Source organism: Leptospira ainlahdjerensis, from assembly GCF_016919175.1.
Taxonomy (GTDB): domain Bacteria; phylum Spirochaetota; class Leptospiria; order Leptospirales; family Leptospiraceae; genus Leptospira; species Leptospira ainlahdjerensis.
On record NZ_JAFFPU010000056.1, the window covers coordinates 38,667 to 63,937 of the forward strand.

Here is a 25,271-nt window from a genome sequence, read left to right on the forward strand (position 1 = left end):
CTATGACAGGTCCCACGAGTTTCGAACAGAAAAGTTACGACCCCGAGGAACGTTATTCACTCTTGTTTCATTCCGCGATCGACGCGATCGTATCCTTAGACAAGGATTTTCGTGTTTTTCTCATCAATCCCGCCGCGGAGAATATGTCCGGTTTTTTAGCCTCGGAACTTCTGGGAAAAACGATCGAACACCAGTTTCCGCTCCGGGTTCGAAATCGTTTTTATAGAATTCTAAAAAATGTCGCCAAACTTCCTGATAAAAAAAGGAAAAAACCTTTCGGGCCGATTCGGCTCATTCGAAAGGATAAATCGATTCTGATCTCGGAAGTTTCAGTTTCCGTAACGGGGCCGGAGGATTCTTATCAATATCATATCATCATCCGTGATATATCAGAAAAACATAGAATTCTAATGGAGCTCAAAAGAGCCAATCAAGCTCTCAAAAAAATGGATCGGGAAAAAGAGGAACTCCTCGAACGACTCGAGGAAAAGGTCAGACAAAGATCCAGATTACTCGCGGGATATTACAAATCCATGAAGGAGGAACTCAGCCTCGCGAAACGACTTCAATCCGAAATTCTTTCGGATATTCCCGCGATTTCGGGAATCAAGGTTCATTCCGCATATCTTCCGATGATGGAAGTCGGGGGCGATCTCTACGATCTTTTCGAAATCAAACCCGGTGTTTTGAGGGTTTTTCTGGCCGACGCGACCGGACACGGGATTCAAGCCGCACTCCTTACGATGACTCTCAAAGGAATTTTAGAATCCATAAAAAAAAAGGACCTCGATCCGGGAAAAATTCTCACGGAGTTCAATCACGAGTATTGTAAGAATTTCGGAAACATAGGAATGTTTTTTTCCTGTTTTCTGGCCGACATCGATACGAACCAAAAAAGAATCATATATTCTTCCGGAGGACATCCTCCCCAATTTTTTCTATCCGAAGATCTTGTGATGGGACTCGATCGCACGGGTTCTCTTTTAGGATTGGATCCGGGTAACAGCTACGGAATATTTTCCTTAAATTATCGAGAAGGGGACAGACTTTTTTTACTCACCGACGGCATCTACGAAGAATTTAACTCCGATAAACAGCAGTTTGGCGAACTTGCTGTTCAAAATCTTCTCGCTAAAAAATTCAAAGAGCCGATGGAAGAAACCATTCCCGCAATTTTACAGGCTCTGATGGATCACCTCGGAAAACAAAAAATTCAGGACGACATCACGGCGATTCTCATTTCTTTAGAATCCAACGTCTGACCCAATATGTTTTTTTCGATTTCGATTCTTTCTGTTTCGTTTTTACTTTTTGTCGTATTTCTATTTTTGGAAAAAAAGAAACACTCAGATTCCCTGGCCCGGATTCCGATTCGAATCCACGTAAACGGAACCAGAGGAAAATCTTCGGTGACCCGCCTCATTCATTCCATTCTTGTGGAAGCGGGTTGGAACGTTTTTGCGAAAACAACCGGTTCGGCTGCGAGTCTTTTGTTTCCGGATCGCAGTGAGAAGCGCATTTTTCGAAATAAGGTTTCCATTTCCGAACAGATTACGTTCTTAAATTTTATAGCAAAAAACAAACCTCGGGCCGTAGTGGTGGAATGTATGGCGGTTCAACCGCAGTATCAAAAGGATTCTGAATCGATTCTTCTGAACGCGACTCATACAGTAATCACAAACATAAGACCGGATCACGGCGAATACTCAAATTCGAAGGAGGAGATTCGAAACGGTTTTTTATTGACGATTCCAAAAAACGGAATTCTCTTATACGGAAGATCTCTGGAAAATCTGGACTGGACCACTCCCGCAAAACAAAAAAATACGGACGCGATTCTCGGAGTTCCTAAAATCTCCGAAGAGTATATTCAAAAAATTGCAAGTTCCTTGCGTTATCCGGAACATATCGAGAATATAGAAATCGCGGTCGCTCTTTGCGAAAACTTAGGTTTGAAAAAAAACGAGATTCTAAAAGGGATTTTCAAAACGAATCCCGATCCCGGCGCGCTTGAAATCCGCGAGTTTAGCTTCCGGGAGTCAAAACAGATTTTTGTTTTTGCGTTTGCCGCAAACGATACGATTTCTTGGGAGAAAATCCTCCTTTCGGTCGAAAGGGAAACTTCTTCCGTTAGAGTGAACGTCGTTTTTACTTCCAAAAAAGAAAGACCGGTAAGGACTAAAGAATTTGCGTCTTATCTTTCCAAGATTTCGAATTTGGATACGATTTATTTTTTCGGAACTGGATATCGACTTTTTACTTCCATTTATACTGGAAACGCTCGGGTGCTGTCCGTAAAAAAAACAGATTCTATACAATGGGACTCGAATATTCAAAATTCTAATATTTGGATCGGAGCAGGAAACTTCGAAGGAGAGGGAAGGGTTTGGCTCCGAAATCAGATTCTGTCCTTGGAAAAAATGCGGGAGAAAGAATGGAAATCTTAACCTTATCGATCGGGATCGGTATTTTTCTCGGATTTTTTCTTTGGGAAAAAACGGGACTTTATCCCGGAGGGTGGGTAGTTCCGGGTTATATTGCGCTTTCTCTTTTACAACCTTGGACGTTATTCTTTTTATTCGCGAGTTCCTTGTTGACGTTCGGAATTTACAGAATCGTGGAAGGTTCGTTTTTATCCTTCGGTCAAAGAAAAATCGTCCTTCTTCTCTTACTTTCGATTCTTATTTCCCTGTGTCTTCAGGAAATGGAACAACTCTATTTCGGATCCATTAGAGATTTGGAATTTAGGTGGATCGGTCATATCGTTCCCGGTTTACTTGCGATTTCTGCGGAAAAACAGGGGCTGCTTCGTACGATTTCTGCGACCATACTTTGTTCCTCTTTGGTTCGGCTTTTGTTGATCCTTTTATTGGGAGAATCGATGGTACGATGAAGGTTTGGTTTTTACGAAATCGTTCTTCTTTGCTCATCATTGCACTGAGTTTGTTTTCCCTTTTCGCTTGGGGACTTGTCGAATTTTTTCCGGAAGTAAAACCGGTTTCCGAATTCAAACTCAAACAGGACGCGAGTCAAAGGGCATTTTTGTGCATTCAAAGAATCGCCAGGCTCAGACAGGAAAAGGGTTTGAAAATCGATTCCGATTTGGATCCGAGCCGTTCCGGTTTGATCGGGCTTGAACTTTCTCCGGTTACGAGTTCTTCCGGAAAATTGGCCTCCAAACAGGCCTCGATTCATCCGGACTTTGCGATTTGGTTTGTGAATCAGTTTTTAAAAGTCGGTTTAAAAAAAGGAGACGAGATCGCCGTCGGAATTTCAGGATCTTTTCCCGCTTTAAATATCGCCTTGTTCGCGGCCGCTGACGCGATCGGTATCAGAGTAAACACGATCGGAAGCGTATCTTCTTCGCAGTATGGAGCCAATCTTACTGATCTTTTATGGCCGGATATGGAGAATCTTTTATTTCAAGAAGGTTATATATTCCAAAAAACGAATGTATTTTCAACCGGAGGAATCGACGACCAAGGCATCGGAATCGGAAAAGTCGGATTGATTCGGATTCGGGATTCGATCCGAAGAAACGGATATCCTTATCTTTCGGTCGAGTCCTTTGAGGATTCGCTTCTGAAAAGAATTCGTATCTATGAAAAATCGAATGTGTCTCTCTATGTCAACGTCGGAGGCGGTACCGTTTCAACGGGGACAAGTTTGGGGAAAAAGAAAATCCCCAAAGGCCTTGTTTACGGAATGGAAGAATTCTCAGAACTGCCCGATTCCATTCTAAAATACTATCTCGAAAAAAAAATCCCCGTTCTTCACGTGATCGGAATCGAATCGATCTCCGAAGAATCCGGAATGCGTTATACGAAAGATGTTGTTTCAAAACCGGGGACCTCGAATCTTCTTTATACAAAAACAATGGATCGTCGGATCGCAGGAGGTTTCTTTTTTCTGATTTGTTTTCTGATTTGGAAACTATCACCTTGGATTTCGCTCGGAGAAACGAAGAAAGAAAATACGATCCATCTTTGAAGGATTAGGCCTTGGAGAAAAACCAGGAAATCGTTTCGTCACGTTTTAGATCCGGAAGCAAAATCGCTTCGTAGTGATTTTTATCCGGAAGGGTGAGAAAGACCGAATCCTTCCAGACTTTTTGAAAAGTGGCGATTGCGGAATCCGGAAGCAGTTCGTCTCCTTTTTTAAAATTGGGTTTTCCGGCGCGAACGATCAAAACCGGCGCGGAAATTTTAGAATAGGGAAGAACACGATTCTTCTGTAAGATTCGAAAACTTTGAATCGGTTTTTTTAAAAAATTTATGAAAATTTTTAACGGATTTCTCGCGCCTCCCATCTGAACCAATTCGGAATCGATGACCTCTTCCGGAATATTACACCGATAGAAGGAATTATTTTTTTCGTCGATCCTTTCCAATTCGTATATTAGAAAATTTGCAATATCTTCGTTCCAAGAACTCAAAATAGGGGAACGTTTCGCGAGTTCTAGATATTCCTCCTCTGAAGAAAATTTTTTCCCGAGTCGTTGTAAGGATTCCTGGATCATAAGAAGATTGGAAATCTTTCTTACGATGGAAAGTTGTCCTCCTCCGTCGATCAAACAGAGTTTTCCCGTTCTCTGCGGATATTTTTTTGCAAACGCCAAAGAGATCCAACAACCCAAGGAATGTGCGAGAAGATTGGCTTTTTCGATTTTTAAAAAGTCGATGATCTTTAAAAGGTCGTCGGCGTGCAAAGTATGAGAATAGGTTATCTCCGGTTTGGAAGAATTTCCTCTTCCTCGAAGATCGTAAGTGATTACGGTGAGACCTTGTTTTACGAGATCTCTCGCGAGAGGAGCGAAGTTTTTGAGATTACCGGTAAGACCGTGGATACAAATCACCGGCGCCGGAGAATTTTTTAAGAGAGGGAATGCACCGTAAACTTCGGCCGCGATGACTTGAGAATCTCCGATCGGAATTTGTAACGATTTTGAAATATATTTTTTGTCTGACGAAAGATTCCTATTCTTCATTCGTCCGATATTTTGGCCCCGAAGCGTTCCATCAAGCTTCTTAATTCGAATTCTATTCCGGAACGAAACGCAAGATGGGTGAACGCGATCTTCTCTTTGAGTTTGATCGCTTCATAAAAACCTGTTTCCGACCTGCGGATGGAATACCAGATTTTAGATTCTCCAAAACCCGCGAAACGAATGGTAAGTTTTTGATCTTCGAGATGAAAGCTTACAATGGAACCGAGTTCTTTTCCGCTGAGTGCTTTCTGCACTTTTTTGAGAAAGAGTTCGGGAGAATCCTCAGTCAACTGAATCGTTTTCATTCGGTCCTCGTCTTTAAGAAACATAGAGCATATAAATTCCTTGGAAAAGTCCGACGATCGCTCCCAACACGGACCCGATCAATATCAAAACGTATTCATCTTCTTGAAATGCGGAACGAAGAATCGGTTCGAATTCTTCAGGCGGAAGATCCTTCATCCTTTTGAACATATTGTTCTCGATGGACATCGCCCTTCCCATATAAGTTTCTAGTTTGTTGGAACTGTTCGCCAAAGAATCGGAAACTCTTGTGATCACTTCTTTTTTGGAAGTTTCAAACTCTGAATTCTCGTCGCTCGTCTCACCGTCCAAAGTTCCGTTTAGGTGCAGACGTTGGACCGCGGATTCCGTTTCCGATTGGATTGTTTCCACCAAGGAACGCGCCACCCGTTTGTATAAGATTTCTTCGAGGACGTTTCTTGCGGTCAATACTTGAGTTGCAAATACGTTGGAATATTTTTTAGAAACGTCTTCCTGACGTTTGAGAAAAAGCCCCTGATAACGGATGGGGCCGATTTTTTTTTCATACAAGGGACGAAAGATCATCGTAAGCGCGACCCAGTTTGTGATATAACCGACCACCACGCCTTGGATCGGAAGCGTCCACCAATAAGGAAAAAGATTCCAGGCGAGCGCTTGTAGAATTCCCATCGCACCTCCGAGATACCAACCGCAGTGTTCGATAAACTTAAATTCTTTTGCTCCCACTTCCTGAAAAATATCCACGATTCGTTTTACGTTGGGCCCGGTTAGTTTGCGAAGAACCAGGGATTTGAAGTTGAAAACGCTCGAAACGTTCTCCTTTACCTGTATCATAATATTCTTAACCGTATGTTCGTTTTTTTTCTGAACACCGGAGATGATTTTCGCTTCTTCGTCGCCTTCCAATCGGGAACGAAGGGAAGGGTTGATATGATGTATGATTTCGCGAGTTGCTTGGGGGATGAGCTGATCCAAAACCGGTTGAAATTCTTTTTCCAATTGATCCGAATCGACCTTGGAAAAGAAGTCCTCCACCTTGATCAAACGTTCGGTCATGATGTTCACGGATTTGAGCGCTAACTTTTGCGACTTCCTCGGAACGATACCCTGCCATCCTAAATACGGGGGAATTCCTACAAACTCCAAGGGATAGAAGGTCATTTTTAAGGCGACGACGTTGGTAAACCAACCTACAAATCCGTAGGTGATGGGCATCATCAGGATTCCGAGCAACTCTTTGTTTTGGGCGAAAAATTCCATAAAATTTCCTGTAGCAAACGCTATACTTTTCAACTTCTTGCAAGTTCGAGGGTCCGGATCAACCAGGCAAACCTTTTTTTTCTAACAATTAGAATAAAATAATCAGAAAAGAAGTGTTTTCAAAGCCCTATCGGAGCGATTCGAGCAAAATTTCTACATTGATTTTCATCTTTCCATCGATGCCTCATTTGAATTTTCAATTGCAGGATTATAGAAAGGGAGTCATTGTAAGGATTTCCTCCTCATGAGTCCAAACCAGCAAACGAATGCCACCGACGGAATGTTGAATCCAAGGGAGGGAGTTTCCATCCAATGGAATCTGCTTCTTCGAAAGAATGGGGAAATTCTGAGCGCGGATTCGAATCTTCTCGAAAATCTCGGATATTCGAATTTGCAAACTCTAACGGCTCCAAAACTGATCCGAGATTGGAATTCGATTCGGAGCCAGGATTTTCTTTGGAAGGGAAGTCTGATTCTTTTGGATTCTCAGGATCAGGAAGTCAGGCTGGAAGGGTTCGTAGAATTGTTAAGCGAAGACGTTTTTCTTTTTCGTCTATTTCGTTTTCAGATCGAAAAAAGGATGGAGGATCTTTTTTTCCAAATTTTTCATAAGAATCTCGCGATCAAACTTATCATCGAAGTCGAAACGGGAAAGATCGTAAACGTTAGCGAGTCCGCTCTTGAGTTTTACGGATATTCTCGAGATGAATTTTTAAAACTGAGAATCAGTGATATCAATCTTCTCAATCCGGAACAGATCAAAACTGAAATGTTGCTCGCGAGTTCCGAAAACAGACTTCACTTCAATTTTATCCATCGATTGAAATCCGGAATCCATCGGGACGTGGAGGTTTTTTCCGGGCCCATTTCCTTAAACAATAAAACCTATCTTTATTCCATCATACACGATGTTACTGAAAGAAATCGGGCCTTGGAAGCAAGGGCGATCAGCGAAAAAAAATACAGAAACCTGATCGAGCTCGCGGCGGACGGAATCGTTTTGATCGGACCCGACGGTAGTATAGAAGAGGCCAATCCGATGTCCTCGGAACTTACCGGTTATCCCAAGGAGAGTATGCTCGGGATGACTGCGTTTGATATGATCGACTCGGACAATCTTTCGGAATCTCCACTCCGCTTAGAGGAAGGAAGCACTCTCATTCGAGAAAGGGTGATCCGCCGCGCCGACGGAAGTCTGATTCCGGTAGAGATCAATGCGGTCAGTCTGGAACACGGACGTCTTCTCGCGGTAGTTCGAGATATTCGGGAAAGAAAACTCATCCAGAAAAAAATGGAGAACTCCTTAAAAGAAAAAGAACTGATGTTGCAGGAAATTCACCACCGTGTAAAAAACAATCTTCAGATCGTTTCGAGTCTTTTGAGTCTTCATTCCGAATTTAACGAGAATCCGTATTTACAAAAGGTTTTACGGGAATGCGAACTGCGAGTAAAATCGATGGCGCTCGTACACGAGGAGCTCTACCGATCGGATGACCTTGCAAAAGTTGATCTCAAAAGTTATTATTTTTCCCTTTCCTCCAACCTGCTATCCATCTATGGCCGATCCGAAAAGGTTCAAATTCACGATTTGCAAGATTCTTTTTTTATGTCCATCGATCGTGCCATTCCGATCGGTTTGATTTTGAACGAACTTCTTACCAATTCCTTAAAATATGCGTTCGAGGATGATCAGAACGGAGAGATCTTTTTGTTATTAAAAAAAAGAAACGAACAAGTGGAATTGGAATACAGGGATACCGGAGTCGGTTTCGATTTGGATCAAGCACAGGAGTTGCAGAACGGACTTGGTCTTAAATTGATCGATATGCTTTCTCAACAACTGCACGCAAAACTATCTCTTAAAACCGAAAAAGGTTTTTTTCTTCGGATGCTTTTTGACGGTTGGAAGGAGTGAAATTTGGTTGTAATGACGGAGAGGCCGTGGAACCTGCTTGCATTATTTAAACTGGGAATTACACTCGCATTTCGGGAAATATTATGCAACATACAAAAGAAGAAATTCTAAAACAGATTTATCTATTTTCCAATTTTACGGAGGACGAATTAAGTTCGATCGCCGAGAAGACGGAATACAAAGTTTATGAACAAGGGGACGCCATCTTTCACGAAGGCAACGAAGCTAAGGCGTTTTTTGTGGTTATCTACGGAACGTTAAAGGTTTTGACCTCTACCGAAAAAGGCGACGATGTAAACGTGACGACGATCGCTACGGGTGATCATTTCGGCGAACTTCCGTTTTTAGATCCGGGAAAACGATCCGCTTCGGTGGAAGCGATGGAAAGATCGGAACTTTTAAGAATTCCTTACGATCATCTAAACGATGTATTTGCGAAAGACGCAAAGGCTTCCTTAAAATTCTATCAATCGATTTCCCACTTTCTGGCAAAACGTTTGAGAATGCTCACTCACGATTTGACGTATGCGAGAGAGTTGAGAAAAAGATTTACGATCTGATTTTTAAATAAACGACCGGATTCGAAAATCGGATCCGGATTTCTTTTCGGGAATCAAAAGGATGATGAGAATGAAAATAAAATTTTTCGCGAGTCTTTTCTCCCGTTTTACGATCGCCTTCCTTGTTTTAATCACACTAACAATTTCGTTTAACTCTTGTTCGGCGGCCCTTGTATCGTCGGCATTGTATTACGAACGTTTTCAATCCAACTTAGAAAAAAAGGAAATTCAAGTAGGCGCTTATAAGTGGACTTACCTCGAAGGTGGTAAAGGCGAAACGATCTTCTTGATCCACGGATTTGGGGGTGATAAGGATAACTGGACCCGGTTTGTAAGAACTCTTACCGGATCCTATCACGTCGTCCTTCCGGATCTTCCCGGATTCGGCGAGAATGATCGAAAACAGGAAGACGAATATACGATTCTCACTCAGGTTTCCCGTTTGGATGAATTTGCAAAATCCTTGGGATTGCGCAAATTCCATATTATCGGTAATTCGATGGGAGGATCGATCTCGGGGGTTTATGCCGCCGCTTATCCCGAAAAAATACTGACTCTTGGACTTTTTGATTCGGCCGGAGTAAAGTCGCCGATACCGAGCGAATTTTCGGTTCATCTTTCCCAGGGAAAGAATCCGCTCGTAGCAAACAATGAGGAAGAGTTCGACTATCTGATGAACTTTATCTTCGTTCAACCGCCGAAAATTCCTTCCTTCTTAAAAGGATACTTTTCAGACAAATCGATTCGGAATCGGGAATTTAACGAAAAAATTTACAAAGAAATCCGCTCTCAATTGTCAGTGCTTGAAGAAAGAATGAAACTGATACAGGCAAGAACATTAATTGTTTGGGGTGATACCGACCGAGTCATACATATCAGTTCATCGGACGTTTTGTTAAAAGGAATCCAAAATTCCACCAGAGTGATCCTAAAAGACTGCGGACACAGTCCGATGTTGGAAAGACCGAAAGAGACTGCGGAGATCTACTCTAAATTTTTAAAGGGAGAAAACGATCGTCTTCAGGATTGAAATAGATGTGAAATCGTAGATTCAAGATCTTGAATTTGAATCGGTTTTGCGATGTAGGCGTCCATACCTGCGTCGATACATTTTTCTTTGTCGCCTTCCATCGCATTAGCCGTCATCGCAACTATGACGGGGTTTGGATTTGTAAAATCTTTTCTGATATGATAGGTCGCTTCGAATCCGTCCATCTCGGGCATTTGGATGTCCATAAAAATCAATTGATAGTTTTTGTTCTTGAGACTCGATAACGCTTCGACTCCGTTATTTGCCGTGTCGACGGAATATCCAAGTTTTCCCAATAGTCGGATCGCGATCTTTTGATTGATTACGTTGTCTTCCACCAAAAGGATTTTGAGAGGGATTTTTTCCGAAAGCGTTTTTTCGTTTGGTTGTTCTTCTTTCGAAATTCGAGTGGGGAAGGCTTTATCAAAATTTTTGCTGAGTTCTTCCAAAAGAATCGGTTTAAACATCATGAATATTTTAAATCCGGGTCGATTGAAGAGTCCTTGTGTCACGTGATGATAGGAGTTCTGTAGTTCTTTTTCCATAAAAAGAATGATCGTGAGTTTGATATTCGGGTTTTGGTTTTTGAGTTCGTCCAAAATTTCGGGAAGATTCATGTCCGGCAGACTGAGATCCGTGAGAAAAATCCCGATTCGTTCTTCTTCGGAGATAATGCGGATTACTTCCTTCGCGTTTCGAGCAAGTTTAACGGAAAATCCATTTCTCTCGCAGAATTTTTTAATCTGTTCCTTGAACGTATAGTCTTGTATGGAAATGACGGCAATTTTTGCCAGGTTTTTAGAATGTAATTCTAAAACGCCAACAGGTATTTTATAATCCAATCTTTCGCTGATGATGGAAAGTGTGAACTCGGAACCCCGTCCTACTTCGCTTTTTACGATGATTTCGCCCTTCATCAACTCGGCTAACTTTTTGCTAATGGTGAGACCGAGTCCCGAACCGCCGTATCTTCGTGTGGTGGAAGAATCGACTTGGCTGAAAGCTTTGAACAAGAGCTCTAATTTTTCTTCGGGAATTCCGATTCCAGTGTCCTGCAGTCGAAAAACAATTCTTAGCTTATCGTTCGGAAATTTTTCGGCTTCCACAGAAAGTACGATTTTTCCTTTTTCCGTAAACTTGATCGAGTTCCCTAAGAGATTCATAAGAATTTGTCTTAGGCGATAAGGATCCGAAATGATCCAGGTCGGAACCAGAGACGATATTTGGAGTTCGACGACTAAACCTTTTTCCTCGGCCATAGGTCGGAAAAGATTACAGACCTCTTCGCTTAGTTTTTGCGGAGAAACGGGTTGCATTTCTAATTTGAGTTGTCCGGATTCGATTCTTGAAAGATCCAAGATGTCGTTTAATAAAATTAATAAATTCTGACCGCTGGATTTGATTATATCGAGGTATTCTTTTTGTTCCAAGTTTAGGGAAGTGCCTTCCAAAAGGCTGACGGTTCCGATCACTCCATTGAGAGGGGTGCGAATTTCATGGCTCATCATCGCCAAAAAATCGGACTTTGCTTTGGACGCTGCTTCGGCGGTTTCCTTTGCGCGTTTTAGAGAATCCTCATATACTTTTCTTTCGGTAATTTCGTGCCAAACGGCCAGGAAGACGTTTTTCTGATACATCTTCATCGGAGTGAGCGTGATTTCGGTCGGAAATTCTTCACCGTTAAAACGTCTGTAGTTGCGTTCAAACGTATAAATGCCCCTTCTGCGCGCTATCGTTTCGGTTTCGTCCACTCGTATTCCGGCGAATTGCTTTTCGGTGGAAAAATACGAAGGGTGTTTGCCTAAGATCTGATTTTTATCCTCGCAGCGAAGCATGTTCAATGTCGCTGGGTTACATTCAAAAATTCCAGAGTCGTCGTACAAAACGTGAGGTTCGCTCGAATGTTCGAATAGAAGTCTGAATTTTTCTTCAGCCAACTTTTTTTCCGTGATATCCACGGAAACCGCGCTCACTCCCATGATATCACCAGCCGAATTCTGAATCGGATAAAAGGAGGTTTCGGTAAAAACAGTTTTTCCTTCGTAAGAACGGGAGCCGGTGATTTGGAAACGTTCGCCCAAAAAAGCCCGTTGGTAATAGGTTTTCCATTTTTGAATTTCCTCTTGTGGAATTCCCGCCTCAAAAATATTTGAACCCGGTGAAATCTCACAATCGAAATATTTTTTCATCTCCTTAAAAAAAGAAGAATTGAATATAAGAATTTCATAATTTTTGTTGATTGACCAGATCATCGCTTCAGAGTTTTCGACCACTGCATTTAGGTTCGCCTCATGTTCCGCGATTTTGACGGATTGTTCGATCAAAGATTTTCGCGCGTTGACTTTGTCAGTGATATCCTTGATTTGAACGAGAGCCACGGTGTGACGTTGCGAGTTTAGGATTCGAAAGGATGCGCTTCCCCAAAATTTTTTCCCGTCAAAGGTTTTGAATTCCACTTCCCAAGTGTAAGGTTCTCCCTCTAAAATTTTCTTTCTCATAGACTGAAGCTCCAAAAGCGAAAAGCCGTCCACGAGAAGGGAAGTAAAAGGAATTCCGATAAAATCGGAAGCGGATTTCGCTCCAAAGAAATGGATCGCAGTTTGATTGTTCTCAATTACGGAATCGGTTTCCGGATTCAAAAGAAAAATCGCGTTAGCTGATCTTTGGAAGATCATCGATCGAAGCTCAGTATCTTGGGAGAAAATACTCGATTCTTCGAGGAAGGAATCTTTTGAAAAAAGGATCAGTTTGTGTTTATTTTCTACGCTTATAATTTGAATAGAGACGGAGAAGACGTTTCCATCTTCCTTGCGAAATTGCAGTTTTCTGGCAGTTTCGGAGTTTTCATCCGTCTGGACTTCTTTCCAAAACGAGACCCATTCTTGAGGTTCGACCCAGGCCCAATTCTCAGGCTTTGTTCCCTTTTTTAGATTGCGGGAGAATTCTTCCCAATCGAGGTTGAGACGCCAGGTGACCGGTTCTCCCGAGGAATTGAGTAGTAAAAAGTTTGATTCCGATCTAAAAAGAGTCATTTGCGTTCTATAATGAAAGATAAGATTAGTAGGATGGAATGAATTGGATCACTAAACAAGCAAAATAAAAGCAAAAATACGGAGTATACTTTGATTCTACACAATTCAAAAAACATTGTGGAGAAAGGATAGCATGGGTTCACAATCTTCTTTTTAAAAAAAGTTTCGAATTTTTTATATTTCTAAAATAAGAATTCCTTTTTTCATTTTGGGACGGATTTCATTCTGTTTGATAAAACGATATAGGACCTCTCTTTGGGTTTGATTGACTTCTCTCAGTCTCAAAAGTAAGATGTCTGGTATTGACGAAAACATGGAACCCATTCCCATCACAGAAGAACGTTACGGACTCCTCTTCGACCTTTCCAGGGACGGACTCGCCGTTCATTCCGAAGGGAAAATTCTCAGAGCCAATCCCGCCCTTGTCAAAATGCTCGGTTACGAGTCGTTAGACGAAATCATCGGAAAACCGGTACTCCAGTTCGTACACCAGCGATCCCAAGGTGTTGTAAAAGAACGAATTCATAAAATGAACCAAGAAGGTTCCGGTGTCGGAATTCTCGAAGAAGAATTTATTCGAAAAGACGGCTCCACCCTTTTTGTGGAAGTCCTGGCCACTGCCTTTTTTGAAAACGAACGTCAGTATGTTCAAGTTATCGTACGAGATATCAATACGAGAAAACGGGTGGAATTGGAACTCGAAAGATTGCGCTCCAAACTTCAGATTACCAGGGATCGTTTGCTCGGAGTGATCGAAGGTACGAAGGATTCTATCTGTGCGGTGGATATCAACTTTCGAGTGATCGCTTTTAATTCTTCCTTCGAGCTGAACTTTTGGAAACTCTACGGTAAAAAAATCGAAGAAGGAAATTTATTACCCGACTTGATCTTGGATCCTTTGGAACGAAGCGTTGTCATCGAAAATTGGAGTCGAGCCCTTCGTGGGGAGGTTTATACGACCGAAAGGACGATGAGAGGTTTTGTCCAAGACGTAGCCATATTAGAAATCAGTTATAGTTCGATTCGAGACGCTTCGCATAACCTGATCGGAGCGACTCAGATAATACGAGATATCACCGAAAGAAAAAGGGGAGAAGAAAAACTCAAAAAAACGCTGGAAGAAAAAGAAGTGATGTTGAAGGAGATCCATCACCGCGTAAAAAACAATCTCCAGGTGGTCGCGAGCCTTTTGGGACTTCAGGCAGAACATTCCGATAACGAAAAAATATCCCTGATTCTTCGCGAGTGCGAACGTAGAATCCAGTCCATGGCCTTAATTCATAAGGAACTCTATCAATCCGAGAATATTACAAAAATCGATTTTTATGATTATCTAAACACTTTGCTCGTCAGTCTTCTGCATTCTTTCGGGAAGGAAAAAAAAGTCGAATTTAGAATTTCCTCAAAACCGAACTTTGTATCGATTGAAACCGCAATTCCTCTCGGACTGATCGTAAACGAACTCGTCACAAATTCTCTGAAGTACGCGTTTCAAAACGGTAGCCAAGGTATGATCTCTGTTAAACTCAGAACCGACGGCGGAGATTCCATTTTGGAAGTCAGCGACAATGGAATCGGTATGCCTGAGAATTTCGACCTTTCAAAATCGGAATCCCTCGGCCTAAGACTTGTCGAAATTCTTTCCAGACAACTTCGGGGAAAATCTTTGTTTCTACCTCCGATCGACGGAAAAGGAACAAGGTTTCAGGTTCAATTTAAAGTTTAAAAACACTTGTCCTCTTGCGCTTCGATAGGGACTCTGCAACTGTCCCATGAATTTAATTTCAGTAGATAAGATCTCGAAAGAGATCGGTGAAAAAGTCCTTTTTAATCAAATCAGTTTCGGCATCAACGAAGGCGAAAAGATCGGAATTCTCGGAATCAACGGTTCCGGTAAATCGACTCTTCTCAAGATGCTCGCCGGGCTGGATGTCCCGGATTCGGGACAAATTCTCAAAAATAAAATTCTTCAGATCGCGGTCCTTTCGCAGTCTCCCGTTTATCAACCCGAACATACGATCTTAGAACATATCTTCTCCAGCAAAAGTCCGATCCTAACAACGATCCGCACCTACGAAGACCTCTGCGAAAAACTCGGTTCCGGAGATCCCGAGGTCGAAAGGGAATACGAACGAATCATGCAGGAGATGGATCGTCTCGGCGCCTGGGAACTCGAGGCCTGGTTCCGATCTCTTTTGAAGGAATTGGATCTTCCCGATCTTTCTTTGAAGATGAATTCTCTTTCCGGCGGGATGCTCAAGAAAGTGGCGCTTGTTCAAACACTCATGGAAGAATCGAATCTTCTCGTTTTGGACGAACCGACCAACCACTTGGATGTAGATACGATCGTCTGGCTCCAGGATTATCTGACAGAAACCAAAAAAGCGGTTCTTCTTGTGACTCACGATCGTTACTTTTTGGAAGAGGTCACCGATCGAATCATAGAACTCGAAAATGGAAATTTATTTTCTTTCCCCGGTAATTTCGGATTCTATCTCGAAAAAAAAGCCGAAGCCGAAATCATAAAAGAAAAAACCGAACATAAGGAAAAACGATTTCTCAAAAAGGAATTGGAATGGTTGCGGAGACAACCGAAAGCGAGAGGAACCAAACAAAAGGGTAGGACCGATCGAGCCCTCGAAGTGATGAACCGTAAAAAAACCGGTAAAGAAATCGTCTTGGATTTTTCGGTTTCAGGCAGAAGGCTTGGCAAAAAAATTCTTGAATTGAAGAATCTTACGAAGTCCTATAAGTCCCCTTTGATCGGCGGTTTTTCTTATACGTTTAAGAACGGAGAAAGGATCGGAGTCGTAGGTCCTAACGGAGCGGGGAAGTCCACGTTACTCAACTTAATCACCGGAAGGGAAACGCCCGACTCGGGAGACGTGAGCGTCGGAATGAATACGAGTTTCGGTTATTTCGATCAGGTTTCTCGAGAACTATCGGGGGATATGCGAGTGATCGAATATATCAAAAAAGAATGCGGTGTTTCCGTAAAGATGAACGACGGGTCGATCCTGAGCGCAGCCGACATGCTCGAACTTTTTCTTTTTGACGGAAGGCTCCAGGCCAACTTTATCCGAAACTTATCCGGCGGAGAAAAAAGAAGACTTTATCTCGTCTCAATTCTGATGACTCATCCTAACTTTCTCATTCTCGACGAACCGACTAACGATTTGGATATTCGGACTCTTTCCGTTTTGGAGGAATTTCTTTCCGAATACGGAGGTTGTATCCTGGTGGTTTCCCACGATCGTTATTTTATGGATAGAACGGTGGATTATCTTTTTGTCTTTCAAGGAAACGGAGTGATCGAAAAATTCCCCGGCAACTATTCCGAATATTTAGAATATAAGAATTATATAAATAAGCAGAAAGATAAAAAAATCCCCGAAATGCTGATCAAGGAATCCGAACCAGAAAAACAAAAGGTCTCCAAAAAAGGACTCAATTTCCAGCAGAAAAAAGAATTGGAATCCTTGGAAGAAGAGATCGCTTCTTTGGAAAATGAGGAACAGGGACTTACGAAAATTCTTCAATCCGGAACCGGAAAACCGGAAGACCTCGTGGTCTCCGGAAATCGACTTACGGAAATTCATTCGATTCTTCCCTTAAAGCTCGAACGTTGGGAAGAATTACAAAATCTACTCTAAAAAACCAAGTGCAATCACCGCTCCCAAAGCTTTGATTTACTGACAAACCCCGTTGAATTCAAAGGCTCCGATCGAATATCCGAACGAGCCGATCGGAACTGGAAAGGCAGGCGTAACGTTTGTCGTGCGTGCTATTCCGTTTCTGTCGTTCTGATACAAAGGTAGATAGACCGGGTAGGCCGGATCCACTCCTCCGTAAACGGAAGTGCAAGCGGAAGGAGAGGATCCTCCGCCTAACTGAAAATAGTTCAAAATTCCGGTCGCGGGCAAGAAGAATGGATTGGCGCTGAAGTTCTGCGCGTTTACCGCGGGGGCGATGTTGGTCGTACATGCCGCGTTCATAAGAGGACCCGGATTTCCGAAACAAGTCAGACCGAAATTAAACACAGGAGTTTTTCCCAGAACCGTACAGTTGAATAGATTGTTTCCTTTTACCTCCGCACTCGCACCCGGAATCGGGGTAAAGTTTAGACAGGTCGAATCGGTCGCGCTCGGATTTGTGAAGATTTGATTGTTTGCGATCTTGTGTTCTATGCTCAATCCGAGAGAACTGATTCCGAACGATTCTGCGGTTCCGATTCCGCCGAAAATGGTATTGTGGATGATGTGAACGTTAGTCGCGTTTACGTTCAGGGATCGGATTCCCGAAGTATTTGCGGGCATTACTGCGGGGGTTCCGGTCAGATGATAGGAATTGATCACGTTGTTTCCGATCGCTAAGGACTGTCCGGCGGTCAGGTTTCTCGCAAAGATCTCGGTTGAGAAGTCCCCCGCAGTCACTCCTAAGTGGGAATTCCCGTTGATCCAGTTTGAAAAAATCACACCAACGCTGTTGTTGATATAAATCCCGGCAGATCCACTGTTCCCCGATCCTCCAAGGATATAGTTGTACGAAATGTTGAGGCTCGGACTGATTCCATAGGCCGCGATTCCGGAACGAATGATTCCCAGGGCATAGGCGCTACCCGAATCGGTTCCTTGAATCAGGTTACCAGAAATGATGGCTTGGCTGACTCCCGTATTGACCCCGTTTAGGAAAATTCCGGTCGACCACGGATTGTTCGGATTCGAGCGAATCGTAAATTGATTGATCTGAATGTTCGCCGTTAAATTTGCGAGAGGAGCCCCGATAAAGATCGGAGCACAAGTATTTCCTTCGACCGCACCACAATTCCCGAACGGGGAAATGTCCTGAATCGTCGACGGAAAGGAATTTACGTTTCTTTGAGTGAACGTAGAATTAAAGGCGCCTAAAAGATTTACACCGTCCCTGAACTCGATTCTTTGTGTTGCGTTATCCGAAATCGAATAGGTTCCCCCTGCCACCAAAACAAAACATGGAACCGCGGCACAAGTGGTGATCGCGTAACGAATCGAAGAACATGCGTTCGCTACGGAATCGCACAAGCCTGCGGGAAGTCCGGCCGGGATTACGTATTTTACTTCGTTGGTTACTGTATATGTTAAGAGCAATGGATTTCCGTTGTTGTATGCTTTTCCCGTTCCCGGCTCGATACAGCCGGTCAGACGAACATACAAGCCCGACCCTGTCGGCCAGGCCCCACCCGAGTTCACCCGAACCTGATTGGAGGCCGGAAAGGTCAAGTTTGCGGGAGCCTGTAAAAATTTAAGATTTCCGGCCGGAGTATTGACCCCGTCGAGTACACAACCAGTTACGTTTTTAGAAAAGGTAAGATCGACGACATCCAAGGGACGAAGAACGGTTTGACTTACCGGAACTGAGTTTGTAACGCTCAAACAATTTACGCTGAGAAGAACAGGCGCGCCGGCGATGACTCCCGCCGGAAGAGGTGGAGTTTCGAATTGGCAGACATGATCCTGGGGATTAGAGAGGATCTGGACGGAATATCCGGATTGATCCGGGACCTCTGCCGAGAATGCGTAAGTTCCGTCTGTGGTAATCGAAAGAGAATCTACGGAACCGTTCCGCACCTGAAGATTTCCGGCTGCCGTGGAGGAAATTCCAAAAACCTGGACGGATACGGGATAGGTTTTGGCAGCACAGACGACTTCCACAAACGCAAAGAAAGGATCTAAAACGCCTTTGGGATTAGTGACGGAACAACTGATTGCGGGACTTGGAAACGCATTTGGCTGGGTCAAGACAGACACTGAATAATCGGAATACTTTGTCTTTTGTTGTGAGAACTTGTAGGACCCGTTTTTTGTGATCGAAAGTGTATCGGAGCTGTCACTTTGTAAAATGAGAGTTCCACCTGTGAGCCCGGAGACCTTGACGTTCAAATCGATCGGGGTTTGAGAAACGGAAAGGAAATTTGCTAAAATAGAAGTATCTACCAGCGAATTGCTGTTTGGTTTTGGAATACAATTTTGAGTGAGTAAGATTAGAACCGTGAGGACAAACCATCCGATTTTTGCGAGAGACTGTTCCATCAATTTATACACGATTTCCTACTCTATAAATAATAACCCCATTTCAGAAGAATATTTTCATCCCTAATTCAAAAGAGGAAGGAAAAAAATCATTCGATGATTTAATCCCATTTCTAGCCTCGGATGTGCCTGTTTTGAAAAAGGGGACGATTCTTCGATCCGATTCGGAATAGCCGGTTTTCGTGGAAGAATGTCCTACAAATGCCGCATCTGACACATTTAATAGATAGAGAAAGGCCACGATTCCTAAGGAAATATTGAAAGAATTGTAATGAGAGACGGCGTTTCCGTAATCGGCTTGAACTTGAAGATAATTGTAAGTGGCAAAAGGAATGAAGGTCGGATTGTCCAAGAACAAAAGGGATTGATTGAGATTCTTACTCTGTTCCAAGGTGGCGAGACTCGAATTGTACTCGCCATACTGTTGTGCCGAATACGCAATCGCTCCCGCCATCAAAACGGGAAAGATCCAGCTTTTGTATTTTTTTTCCTGTGTGGACTGTCCCCAACCCGGAAGAATCGCCGATCTCCAGGCAGGACCCAAATGAATCGAATCCGAAGACGAAACTTGGGATTCTTTTTCGTTTTGTTTTACGAGTTCTGAAAGTTGTCGTTCGGTTTCGGCGATTACCAGAAATCCCTTTTTTGCGGTCTTCTTGTTTCTAGGATTTTCCAGAGATAGGGTGTAACTTCCGTCTTTTAGATTCAGGTTTTCGATCCGAACCTTAATTTCTTTCGAGTTGATGAATTCGAATTCGGGTTTGATCGTTTCTCCCGAGGGCAGCAGAAGGGTTACATTCATCGCTTCGGTAAAATTATCACCTTTGATATTGAGATGGGTCCCTAATTTTTCGCGAAGAAGTTTCACGGAAGAATCCGCGTCCAAAACCGGAGCCCTGGAAAGAATGACTTCGAAGGTGCTCCATTCCGAAAAAACCGAAACTCTTCCGAACTTGTTTAGAACACCGATCCTATGTTCGTAGATTCCAGGAGGGAGATTGACTTCGAATTTCGTGGATTTCGTTTTCTCCCGTGTGATTCTTCCGGTCGGGTCCTTGATTTCAATCATGTAGGCGCTCGCTTCGGGAACGGATTTCCATTCCAAATATTGTGCGTCCTCTTCTCCGAATACGGAAAAGGAATAAAGAATACAAAAAAGAAACAGCGATCTGTAAATTTTATTCCACATAGATTTCCTTCGGCGTGAGAATTTCCGGCGGTCGGATCGTTTTATTCAGCTTGATTTCAAAATTTCTAGAAACCGGAATCGTATATTTCACAGCTCCGTTTTTATCCTTGTACTGGGCGGAGATTCTCCATTGAAATTTACCTTCTTCTAATATAGAAAAATCCTTAAACGAATAAGAATCCGATTTGATTTCTCGCTTCCAAATCGATTTGTTCCCTTTCGCTTTCACTTCGAAAATTTCCAAGAATACGCCGTCCGTATTTCCTTCCGATTCCCAGCGAAAGTCGATACTTTCCCGATTGGAAATATCGATGATTTCTTCGGTGGCTGGGCTGTTTTGACTTAGGAAAGGAGCGTTGTCCGAAGTTTTAAACGACTGAGTTTTGCTCGTCAACAAATTCTCCCCTTGGGCGCTCAAGAGAGAAACCCTCCAAAAGTATTCTCCGGGAACAGAAAGATTCACCGTTCCCGAGGAAGCGCGAATGTTTTCTCGAATGAGACCGTTTGTAAATTCGGAATTTTTTGCCACTTCCAATCTATAAACACCCGAAGGCTCCGGTCTTTGCCAACGGAACGTCAATTTATGATTGGAAGGATGACCCAATTCTTGCTGATGAGAAGGATACAAAAGATCCAAATTTTCAAGAGCCGCGACTTTGAATTGTCTGGAAGCGGAAAGGATCGATTCTCCGTCCTTGGCGCCGGCCTTGATTCTCCAGAAATACGCTCCCGCATTGGAGATCGGAGCTGAGGTCAACGAGGTCGTGTTTGTCTTTTTGCTAAAAACCAGATTCTTAAAATCGGAATCGTTTGCGATTTCGAGCGTGTAATCGTTTGACTCCGTAGAAGCCGACCAAACAAACAAGGCTCCTTCTTTCGAAATCTTTCGAAGTGAAATTTCTTCCTGATCGGCAGGGCGTTTTAAAGAAGGGGGCTCGGGTTTTTCCAGTTTTTTTATGGAGAATCCTACGGATTCGGAAACGTTCGCTTTGAGTTCGGGCATCGAAGGTTTTGGCGTGACCCGCGCAAAAAATGTTCCCTCTTTTGTTTTGTCCCATCGATACAAGGAACCGTTGACTTCTTGGTTGAGAATCACGTCGGAAAAACCTTTGTCCTTTGCGATTTCCAAAATATAACTTTTTGTAAAGTCCACCGGCATCCACTGGATGACGACGCTCGGAAGCGAATTTGTAAATCGAAATTCTTCGGACCTGGTCGGGGTGAAGAGGGAGGGTTTGAGTCCTCCCAAAATCGTAAGAGAACGGGTTTCGCTGTATTCCGACTTTTGCGTCGTAGGATTGACCGCGGTGATTCTCCAAAAAAAAGTTCCTTTGTCCAAAGACTTGATCGCGGAAACTCCGTTTGCCTTTGTGCGGATCACGTTTTTGGAAAAGCTGGGATGATTCGAAATTTCTAATGTATAATCCTTTACTGATTCCGCTTTGTTCCAACTGAATGCGACTGGTACCAATTTAGAATCTGCCTGGATGAATTTTCTTTCCGCCGGAGAATTGAGAGAGATAGACAAGGCGCGAATCGCGGTCTTTCCGTTTTTTACTTCCAAGGCTTGGTTGTTGGTGACATTGGATTCTTGATTTCCGGAAATTACTTTTGCGTTTCCTTTGGAGACTTCAAGATTTAAGGCTTGGTCATCCGATTTGGAAAGTTTTAAATCACCTTTGTTGACTTCGACCGTTTCGGTTCCACTTTTGATCATAAGCGCGGTCCCGCTGTCTTTGTTCGCGGACACGGATCCGTAGGCAAAGTTGATCGAGAGATTTTTTTCGGAGAAGTCGAGAAAAATCATACTTTTCTGATCGAGTTTGATTTCGGTTCCGTCGTTTAAGACGAGGACCGCTTCCGCTCCGTCGTCGGTGCGGACCGTATCTCGGTTCCTCACCTTCATCGAAGTTTCGATTTCTTCCCAGACGACTTCGGAGTCGAATTTTCTCTGGGCTTTTTTATTCTTAAAGATGATGGTTCCGATTTCGGGATTGTTTCCGGTTTTTTGACCGTAAAAGAGATGAAAGTATAGTAATATACTGAAAAGGACGATCAGTCCCGCAAGAAAGCTGACGACGTATTTTCCTTCAGTCAAGTATCTCATACTTAACTTCTTCTCCCGGTTCGCCGTCTCCACTTTCTTTTTTCTTCGAAGGTTCCCAGACGATTCCGATTTTGGCCCTGAGTTCTTCCACTGACTTCGGACAATTCGGATCGTCCTTTCTTCCCAAAACGGCATAGATCGTCTGTGGTTCTTCTTTTCCTTTTACCTTGATCGACTGCATCTTCTCTACGTTGAAAAGATGAGAGACATGGTTGAGCATATCCTGTGTGATCAGGATGTCCGTCCCAAAGGGTTTGTTCAAGGCTTCCACTCTCGAAGCGAGGTTGACGGCGTCTCCGATCACCGTATATTCAAGTCTTTGTTCGGATCCGATCTGCCCCGCGATCACGGGTCCGTAGTTGAGACCACAACCGATTTTGATGATCGGTCGTTTATCTCCACCTCTGCCTTGATTGAAACGAAGGAGGGCGGCTCTCATCATAAGAGCTCCGTTGACCGCGTTTTCCGCGTCCTGATCCGAAGTTTTTGCGGCTCCCCAGGTCGCCATAATCGCGTCTCCGATAAACTTATCCACGATTCCGTGGGTTTCGTTTACGCAGTGGACCATTTCGGTCATGTATTCGTTTAAGAATTCTACGACTTCTTCCGGTTCGAGTTTTTCGGAGATCGCGGTGAAACTGCGGATATCGGAGAAAAAGATCGCACACATTTTTCTTTCCCCTCCGAGAGTAAGTTCTTGTTTTAAGACCATCTCCGCGATTTCTTTGTTTACGAATCTTCCGAGAGCGTCCTTGACCTTTTCTCTTTCTTCAAGACCCTTTCCCATGTCTACGAAGTAGTCCGTTAACAAACCGACCTCGTCGCGTGTCGAAGAACGGATCCCTATTTTGAAGTTTCCTCTCGCGATTTCGGTGGTTGCTTGCAAAAGATTTAATATAGGTTTTGTGATCGTTTTTGCGAAGAAGAATACGATGATAAGCGCTAAACAAAGAGCGATTCCCATGATGAGAAGATTTGTCTTTTGGATCCGATAAACCGCTTCGAAGGCCTTGTCTTCCGGAACGATGGAAACGACCGCGCCTCCTCCAAAGCCGAGCTTTTGAAAAGAGCCGAACCAAGACTTTCCGTCCTTGTCCTTATATTCGGTTTGTTTTGTATTCTCCGAACTGTTGACCATCATTTCGACGATCGGAAGATTCATAAAATTCGTATTCGACTGGAGAAGTTTCGGATCGGAATGCGCGATCAGATCTCCTTCTCCGTTTACAAGAAAGACTTCGGAGATGTCTTGTTTTTGAAACGCGTTTAAGAATTTTTCGAGTCTTAAAATTAAAACGAGAACCTTCGGATCGGAACCGGAAGAAGAAGGGATTGCGATCGCAAAGATCGGTTCCTTAAACTCGGCGCTTAGATTTTCGATCCTTCCTCCGGTCAAAATCGATTTTTGAATCAGATTGGGACGAGAAGAAATGAGATTGGAAATTTCTTTCTGAGAGGATTTGATTTCGCTCAAGTAAGGTTCGTTGAAGAATTCGTGGATCGTAGTTGGATTGTTTTGAACGACCTGATACAAACCCGCGTAAATAAAGTCCGGATCGTTTTGAAAAAAGATATCCGCAAACGAAATTCCTTCCTTTCCCTGGTGGAGCGCGTTTGCGATCTGCTTTCCATTGGAAAGAATGTCGTTGATATCCGTTTTGATCTTGAGACCGAGAATATTCACTAAATTTAAATTGTTCTGTAAGACTCGAAGTTCGGAATCTCCTCGAAACGCGGAGGAAGCAAAGAAAATGATCGTAGAAACGGTAAAGGTCATCAAAAGCGAGATGACCGCCATCAATTTGATCTGAAGAGGAAGTTTTGTTTTGGCTCCCGCAGCGGTCTTTTCTTTCCGGACTTCCGGTTCCGTCTCCGCCGGTTTTGTTTCCTTGGTTTTCTTTTTCGTTTCGTCTAACGCGGGAACGGGGGCCGTTTCCGGTTTTGGAGAAGAGGTTTCCGATTTCGGAGAAACTTTTTCCGAGGAGGGAGAAGAGGTTTCTATTTTCGAAGACTCCGTCGAAATCGGAGGAGCCGGTGATTCCGGCTTTAACTCTTGGACGACGGAAGGAGAAGGAGCGAGCACTGCGAACTCTTTCGGCTTTTCCTTCCCTTCGAGATTTTCGATTTCAATGGCGTTGATTTCCAAAGACTGAAAGGAACGAGGAGAAGTTTTTAGATCCGCTTCCGTGATCGGAACCGCGTTGATTTTGGTAAGGTTTTCGATACCGGGTTCGTATTGAATTTTGTATTTTAGAACCGAGTTTCTTTTTCCTTCTCGGATCAACAGAGAAGAGACGGAAAATTCTCCGGGAGGAATGTCAGGAAACGAACTTCCTTCTTTGTGTCTGGAAAGAAATTTCCGAAATGTGGCGTGATCGGAATCCTGAAATGAATAACCGAAATGATAAATTCTATCCTCCAATTCTTTGTCGTCAATGGAGGGTTCGCTCGCCACTAAAAGTTTGGAAAGAAACAAAGGGAATCTGCTTTCACAATCCGGTTCGATCAAAAAAAGAAGGTTCCCTTTTCTTAAGGATTTTTTAATTTTTAGAAAGGCTGCAAAGACGGAATCGTTCGTCTCGGGTCCGGGGGGAAGAACGATGGAAAGAATGGTGACTAACGGATCGACGGAGTCAAACGTCTCCGGATGAGAAAAGGTTTTGCTCGTGACGACACAAATCGTTCCGATTTCCTTTTTACTAATTTCTTCATTCAGGGCGGACGCGCCGGTTTTCCCATTGGATTCGGCGCCGGAAATAAAAATGAGCGCCCCTGTCGTACCAAAAGGAAGATAACGATGATTGATTTCTAACATGAATGACGGTTCTCTATTCCAGA

Annotated in this window: 17 protein-coding genes; 9 read left to right on the forward strand and 8 right to left on the reverse strand. The window is 43.3% G+C overall.

What is annotated here, in order from left to right; translation table 11 throughout:
* The first annotated feature begins 2 nt into the window (after positions 1-2).
* Genes JWG45_RS14770 through pgsW form a run of 4 tightly spaced genes read left to right on the forward strand, consistent with a single transcriptional unit; the run spans position 3 to position 3,990 of the window.
* Positions 3-1,262: a SpoIIE family protein phosphatase gene (locus JWG45_RS14770; protein WP_205280448.1), complete on the forward strand. Its 1,260-nt coding sequence runs from the start codon at positions 3-5 to the stop codon at positions 1,260-1,262.
* Positions 1,263-1,268: 6 nt separating this feature from the next.
* Positions 1,269-2,447 (forward strand): poly-gamma-glutamate synthase PgsB, encoded by a 1,179-nt coding sequence (pgsB, locus tag JWG45_RS14775; protein WP_205280449.1) that lies wholly within the window; start codon positions 1,269-1,271, stop codon positions 2,445-2,447.
* The gene (pgsC, locus tag JWG45_RS14780) at positions 2,435-2,893 is read left to right on the forward strand and encodes a poly-gamma-glutamate biosynthesis protein PgsC (RefSeq protein WP_205280450.1); all 459 of its coding nucleotides are present in this window, start codon (positions 2,435-2,437) and stop codon (positions 2,891-2,893) included. The genes pgsB and pgsC overlap by 13 nt, the downstream gene beginning before the upstream one ends.
* Positions 2,890-3,990: a poly-gamma-glutamate system protein gene (gene pgsW / locus JWG45_RS14785; protein ID WP_205280451.1), complete on the forward strand. Its 1,101-nt coding sequence runs from the start codon at positions 2,890-2,892 to the stop codon at positions 3,988-3,990. The genes pgsC and pgsW overlap by 4 nt, the downstream gene beginning before the upstream one ends.
* Before the next feature lie 4 nt (positions 3,991-3,994).
* Here pgsW and JWG45_RS14790 read toward each other — a convergent pair whose 3' ends face one another.
* Genes JWG45_RS14790 through JWG45_RS14800 form a run of 3 tightly spaced genes read right to left on the reverse strand, consistent with a single transcriptional unit; the run spans position 3,995 to position 6,532 of the window.
* Complete coding sequence (locus JWG45_RS14790; protein ID WP_205280452.1) at positions 3,995-4,987, reverse strand: alpha/beta hydrolase; 993 nt, start codon at positions 4,985-4,987, stop codon at positions 3,995-3,997.
* Positions 4,984-5,316: a hypothetical protein gene (locus tag JWG45_RS14795; protein WP_232380706.1), complete on the reverse strand. Its 333-nt coding sequence runs from the start codon at positions 5,314-5,316 to the stop codon at positions 4,984-4,986. The genes JWG45_RS14790 and JWG45_RS14795 overlap by 4 nt, the downstream gene beginning before the upstream one ends.
* On the reverse strand, positions 5,306-6,532 hold the full coding sequence (locus JWG45_RS14800) for a DUF445 domain-containing protein (protein WP_205280453.1): 1,227 nt from the start codon (positions 6,530-6,532) through the stop codon (positions 5,306-5,308). Before JWG45_RS14800 ends, JWG45_RS14795 begins: the two co-directional genes overlap by 11 nt.
* Positions 6,533-6,776: 244 nt before the next feature.
* On the opposite strand from JWG45_RS14800, the gene JWG45_RS14805 reads away from it, so the two are divergent.
* From JWG45_RS14805 to JWG45_RS14815, 3 genes are all read left to right on the forward strand, one after another.
* A complete protein-coding gene (locus JWG45_RS14805; protein ID WP_205280454.1) occupies positions 6,777-8,447 on the forward strand; it encodes a sensor histidine kinase in 1,671 nt (556 codons plus the stop codon).
* A gap of 83 nt (positions 8,448-8,530) precedes the next feature.
* The gene (locus tag JWG45_RS14810; RefSeq protein ID WP_100784405.1) at positions 8,531-9,007 is read left to right on the forward strand and encodes a cyclic nucleotide-binding domain-containing protein; all 477 of its coding nucleotides are present in this window, start codon (positions 8,531-8,533) and stop codon (positions 9,005-9,007) included.
* A 70-nt stretch (positions 9,008-9,077) separates the two neighbouring features.
* A complete protein-coding gene (locus tag JWG45_RS14815; RefSeq protein ID WP_205280455.1) occupies positions 9,078-10,037 on the forward strand; it encodes an alpha/beta fold hydrolase in 960 nt (319 codons plus the stop codon).
* Here the strand turns inward: JWG45_RS14815 and JWG45_RS14820 are convergent.
* Positions 10,028-13,069, reverse strand: a complete 3,042-nt coding sequence (locus JWG45_RS14820) for a PAS domain-containing hybrid sensor histidine kinase/response regulator (protein WP_205280456.1) — start codon at positions 13,067-13,069, stop codon at positions 10,028-10,030. The genes JWG45_RS14815 and JWG45_RS14820 overlap by 10 nt on opposite strands.
* A 313-nt stretch (positions 13,070-13,382) precedes the next feature.
* On the opposite strand from JWG45_RS14820, the gene JWG45_RS14825 reads away from it, so the two are divergent.
* Both JWG45_RS14825 and JWG45_RS14830 read left to right on the forward strand, forming a co-directional pair.
* Positions 13,383-14,795: a sensor histidine kinase gene (locus JWG45_RS14825; RefSeq protein ID WP_205280457.1), complete on the forward strand. Its 1,413-nt coding sequence runs from the start codon at positions 13,383-13,385 to the stop codon at positions 14,793-14,795.
* A gap of 46 nt (positions 14,796-14,841) precedes the next feature.
* Positions 14,842-16,722, forward strand: coding sequence for an ABC-F family ATP-binding cassette domain-containing protein (locus JWG45_RS14830; RefSeq protein WP_205280458.1), 1,881 nt, complete (start codon positions 14,842-14,844; stop codon positions 16,720-16,722).
* Between the two features lie 36 nt (positions 16,723-16,758).
* Here JWG45_RS14830 and JWG45_RS14835 read toward each other — a convergent pair whose 3' ends face one another.
* Genes JWG45_RS14835 through JWG45_RS14850 form a run of 4 tightly spaced genes read right to left on the reverse strand, consistent with a single transcriptional unit; the run spans position 16,759 to position 25,248 of the window.
* The gene (locus JWG45_RS14835; RefSeq protein ID WP_205280459.1) at positions 16,759-19,137 is read right to left on the reverse strand and encodes a hypothetical protein; all 2,379 of its coding nucleotides are present in this window, start codon (positions 19,135-19,137) and stop codon (positions 16,759-16,761) included.
* A gap of 43 nt (positions 19,138-19,180) precedes the next feature.
* Positions 19,181-20,326 (reverse strand): LIC11435 family protein, encoded by a 1,146-nt coding sequence (locus JWG45_RS14840; RefSeq protein ID WP_205280460.1) that lies wholly within the window; start codon positions 20,324-20,326, stop codon positions 19,181-19,183.
* The gene (locus JWG45_RS14845) at positions 20,316-22,433 is read right to left on the reverse strand and encodes a FecR family protein (protein WP_205280461.1); all 2,118 of its coding nucleotides are present in this window, start codon (positions 22,431-22,433) and stop codon (positions 20,316-20,318) included. Before JWG45_RS14845 ends, JWG45_RS14840 begins: the two co-directional genes overlap by 11 nt.
* The gene (locus JWG45_RS14850) at positions 22,417-25,248 is read right to left on the reverse strand and encodes an adenylate/guanylate cyclase domain-containing protein (RefSeq protein WP_205280462.1); all 2,832 of its coding nucleotides are present in this window, start codon (positions 25,246-25,248) and stop codon (positions 22,417-22,419) included. The genes JWG45_RS14845 and JWG45_RS14850 overlap by 17 nt, the downstream gene beginning before the upstream one ends.
* Positions 25,249-25,271 lie beyond the last annotated feature (23 nt).

What these genes read in the sequence shown, in the direction of transcription:
- JWG45_RS14835 (WP_205280459.1), bottom strand. Translation starts at nt 19,137, where the DNA reads ATGGAACAGTCTCTCGCAAAAATCGGATGGTTTGTCCTCACGGTTCTA.
- JWG45_RS14830 (WP_205280458.1), top strand. Translation starts at nt 14,842, where the DNA reads ATGAATTTAATTTCAGTAGATAAGATCTCGAAAGAGATCGGTGAAAAA.
- JWG45_RS14825 (WP_205280457.1), top strand. Translation starts at nt 13,383, where the DNA reads ATGGAACCCATTCCCATCACAGAAGAACGTTACGGACTCCTCTTCGAC.
- pgsC (WP_205280450.1), top strand. Translation starts at nt 2,435, where the DNA reads ATGGAAATCTTAACCTTATCGATCGGGATCGGTATTTTTCTCGGATTT.
- JWG45_RS14770 (WP_205280448.1), top strand. Translation starts at nt 3, where the DNA reads ATGACAGGTCCCACGAGTTTCGAACAGAAAAGTTACGACCCCGAGGAA.
- JWG45_RS14815 (WP_205280455.1), top strand. Translation starts at nt 9,078, where the DNA reads ATGAAAATAAAATTTTTCGCGAGTCTTTTCTCCCGTTTTACGATCGCC.
- pgsW (WP_205280451.1), top strand. Translation starts at nt 2,890, where the DNA reads ATGAAGGTTTGGTTTTTACGAAATCGTTCTTCTTTGCTCATCATTGCA.
- JWG45_RS14845 (WP_205280461.1), bottom strand. Translation starts at nt 22,433, where the DNA reads ATGAGATACTTGACTGAAGGAAAATACGTCGTCAGCTTTCTTGCGGGA.
- JWG45_RS14840 (WP_205280460.1), bottom strand. Translation starts at nt 20,326, where the DNA reads ATGTGGAATAAAATTTACAGATCGCTGTTTCTTTTTTGTATTCTTTAT.
- JWG45_RS14810 (WP_100784405.1), top strand. Translation starts at nt 8,531, where the DNA reads ATGCAACATACAAAAGAAGAAATTCTAAAACAGATTTATCTATTTTCC.
- JWG45_RS14790 (WP_205280452.1), bottom strand. Translation starts at nt 4,987, where the DNA reads ATGAAGAATAGGAATCTTTCGTCAGACAAAAAATATATTTCAAAATCG.
- JWG45_RS14800 (WP_205280453.1), bottom strand. Translation starts at nt 6,532, where the DNA reads ATGGAATTTTTCGCCCAAAACAAAGAGTTGCTCGGAATCCTGATGATG.
- JWG45_RS14805 (WP_205280454.1), top strand. Translation starts at nt 6,777, where the DNA reads ATGAGTCCAAACCAGCAAACGAATGCCACCGACGGAATGTTGAATCCA.
- JWG45_RS14795 (WP_232380706.1), bottom strand. Translation starts at nt 5,316, where the DNA reads ATGTTTCTTAAAGACGAGGACCGAATGAAAACGATTCAGTTGACTGAG.
- pgsB (WP_205280449.1), top strand. Translation starts at nt 1,269, where the DNA reads ATGTTTTTTTCGATTTCGATTCTTTCTGTTTCGTTTTTACTTTTTGTC.
- JWG45_RS14850 (WP_205280462.1), bottom strand. Translation starts at nt 25,248, where the DNA reads ATGTTAGAAATCAATCATCGTTATCTTCCTTTTGGTACGACAGGGGCG.
- JWG45_RS14820 (WP_205280456.1), bottom strand. Translation starts at nt 13,069, where the DNA reads ATGACTCTTTTTAGATCGGAATCAAACTTTTTACTACTCAATTCCTCG.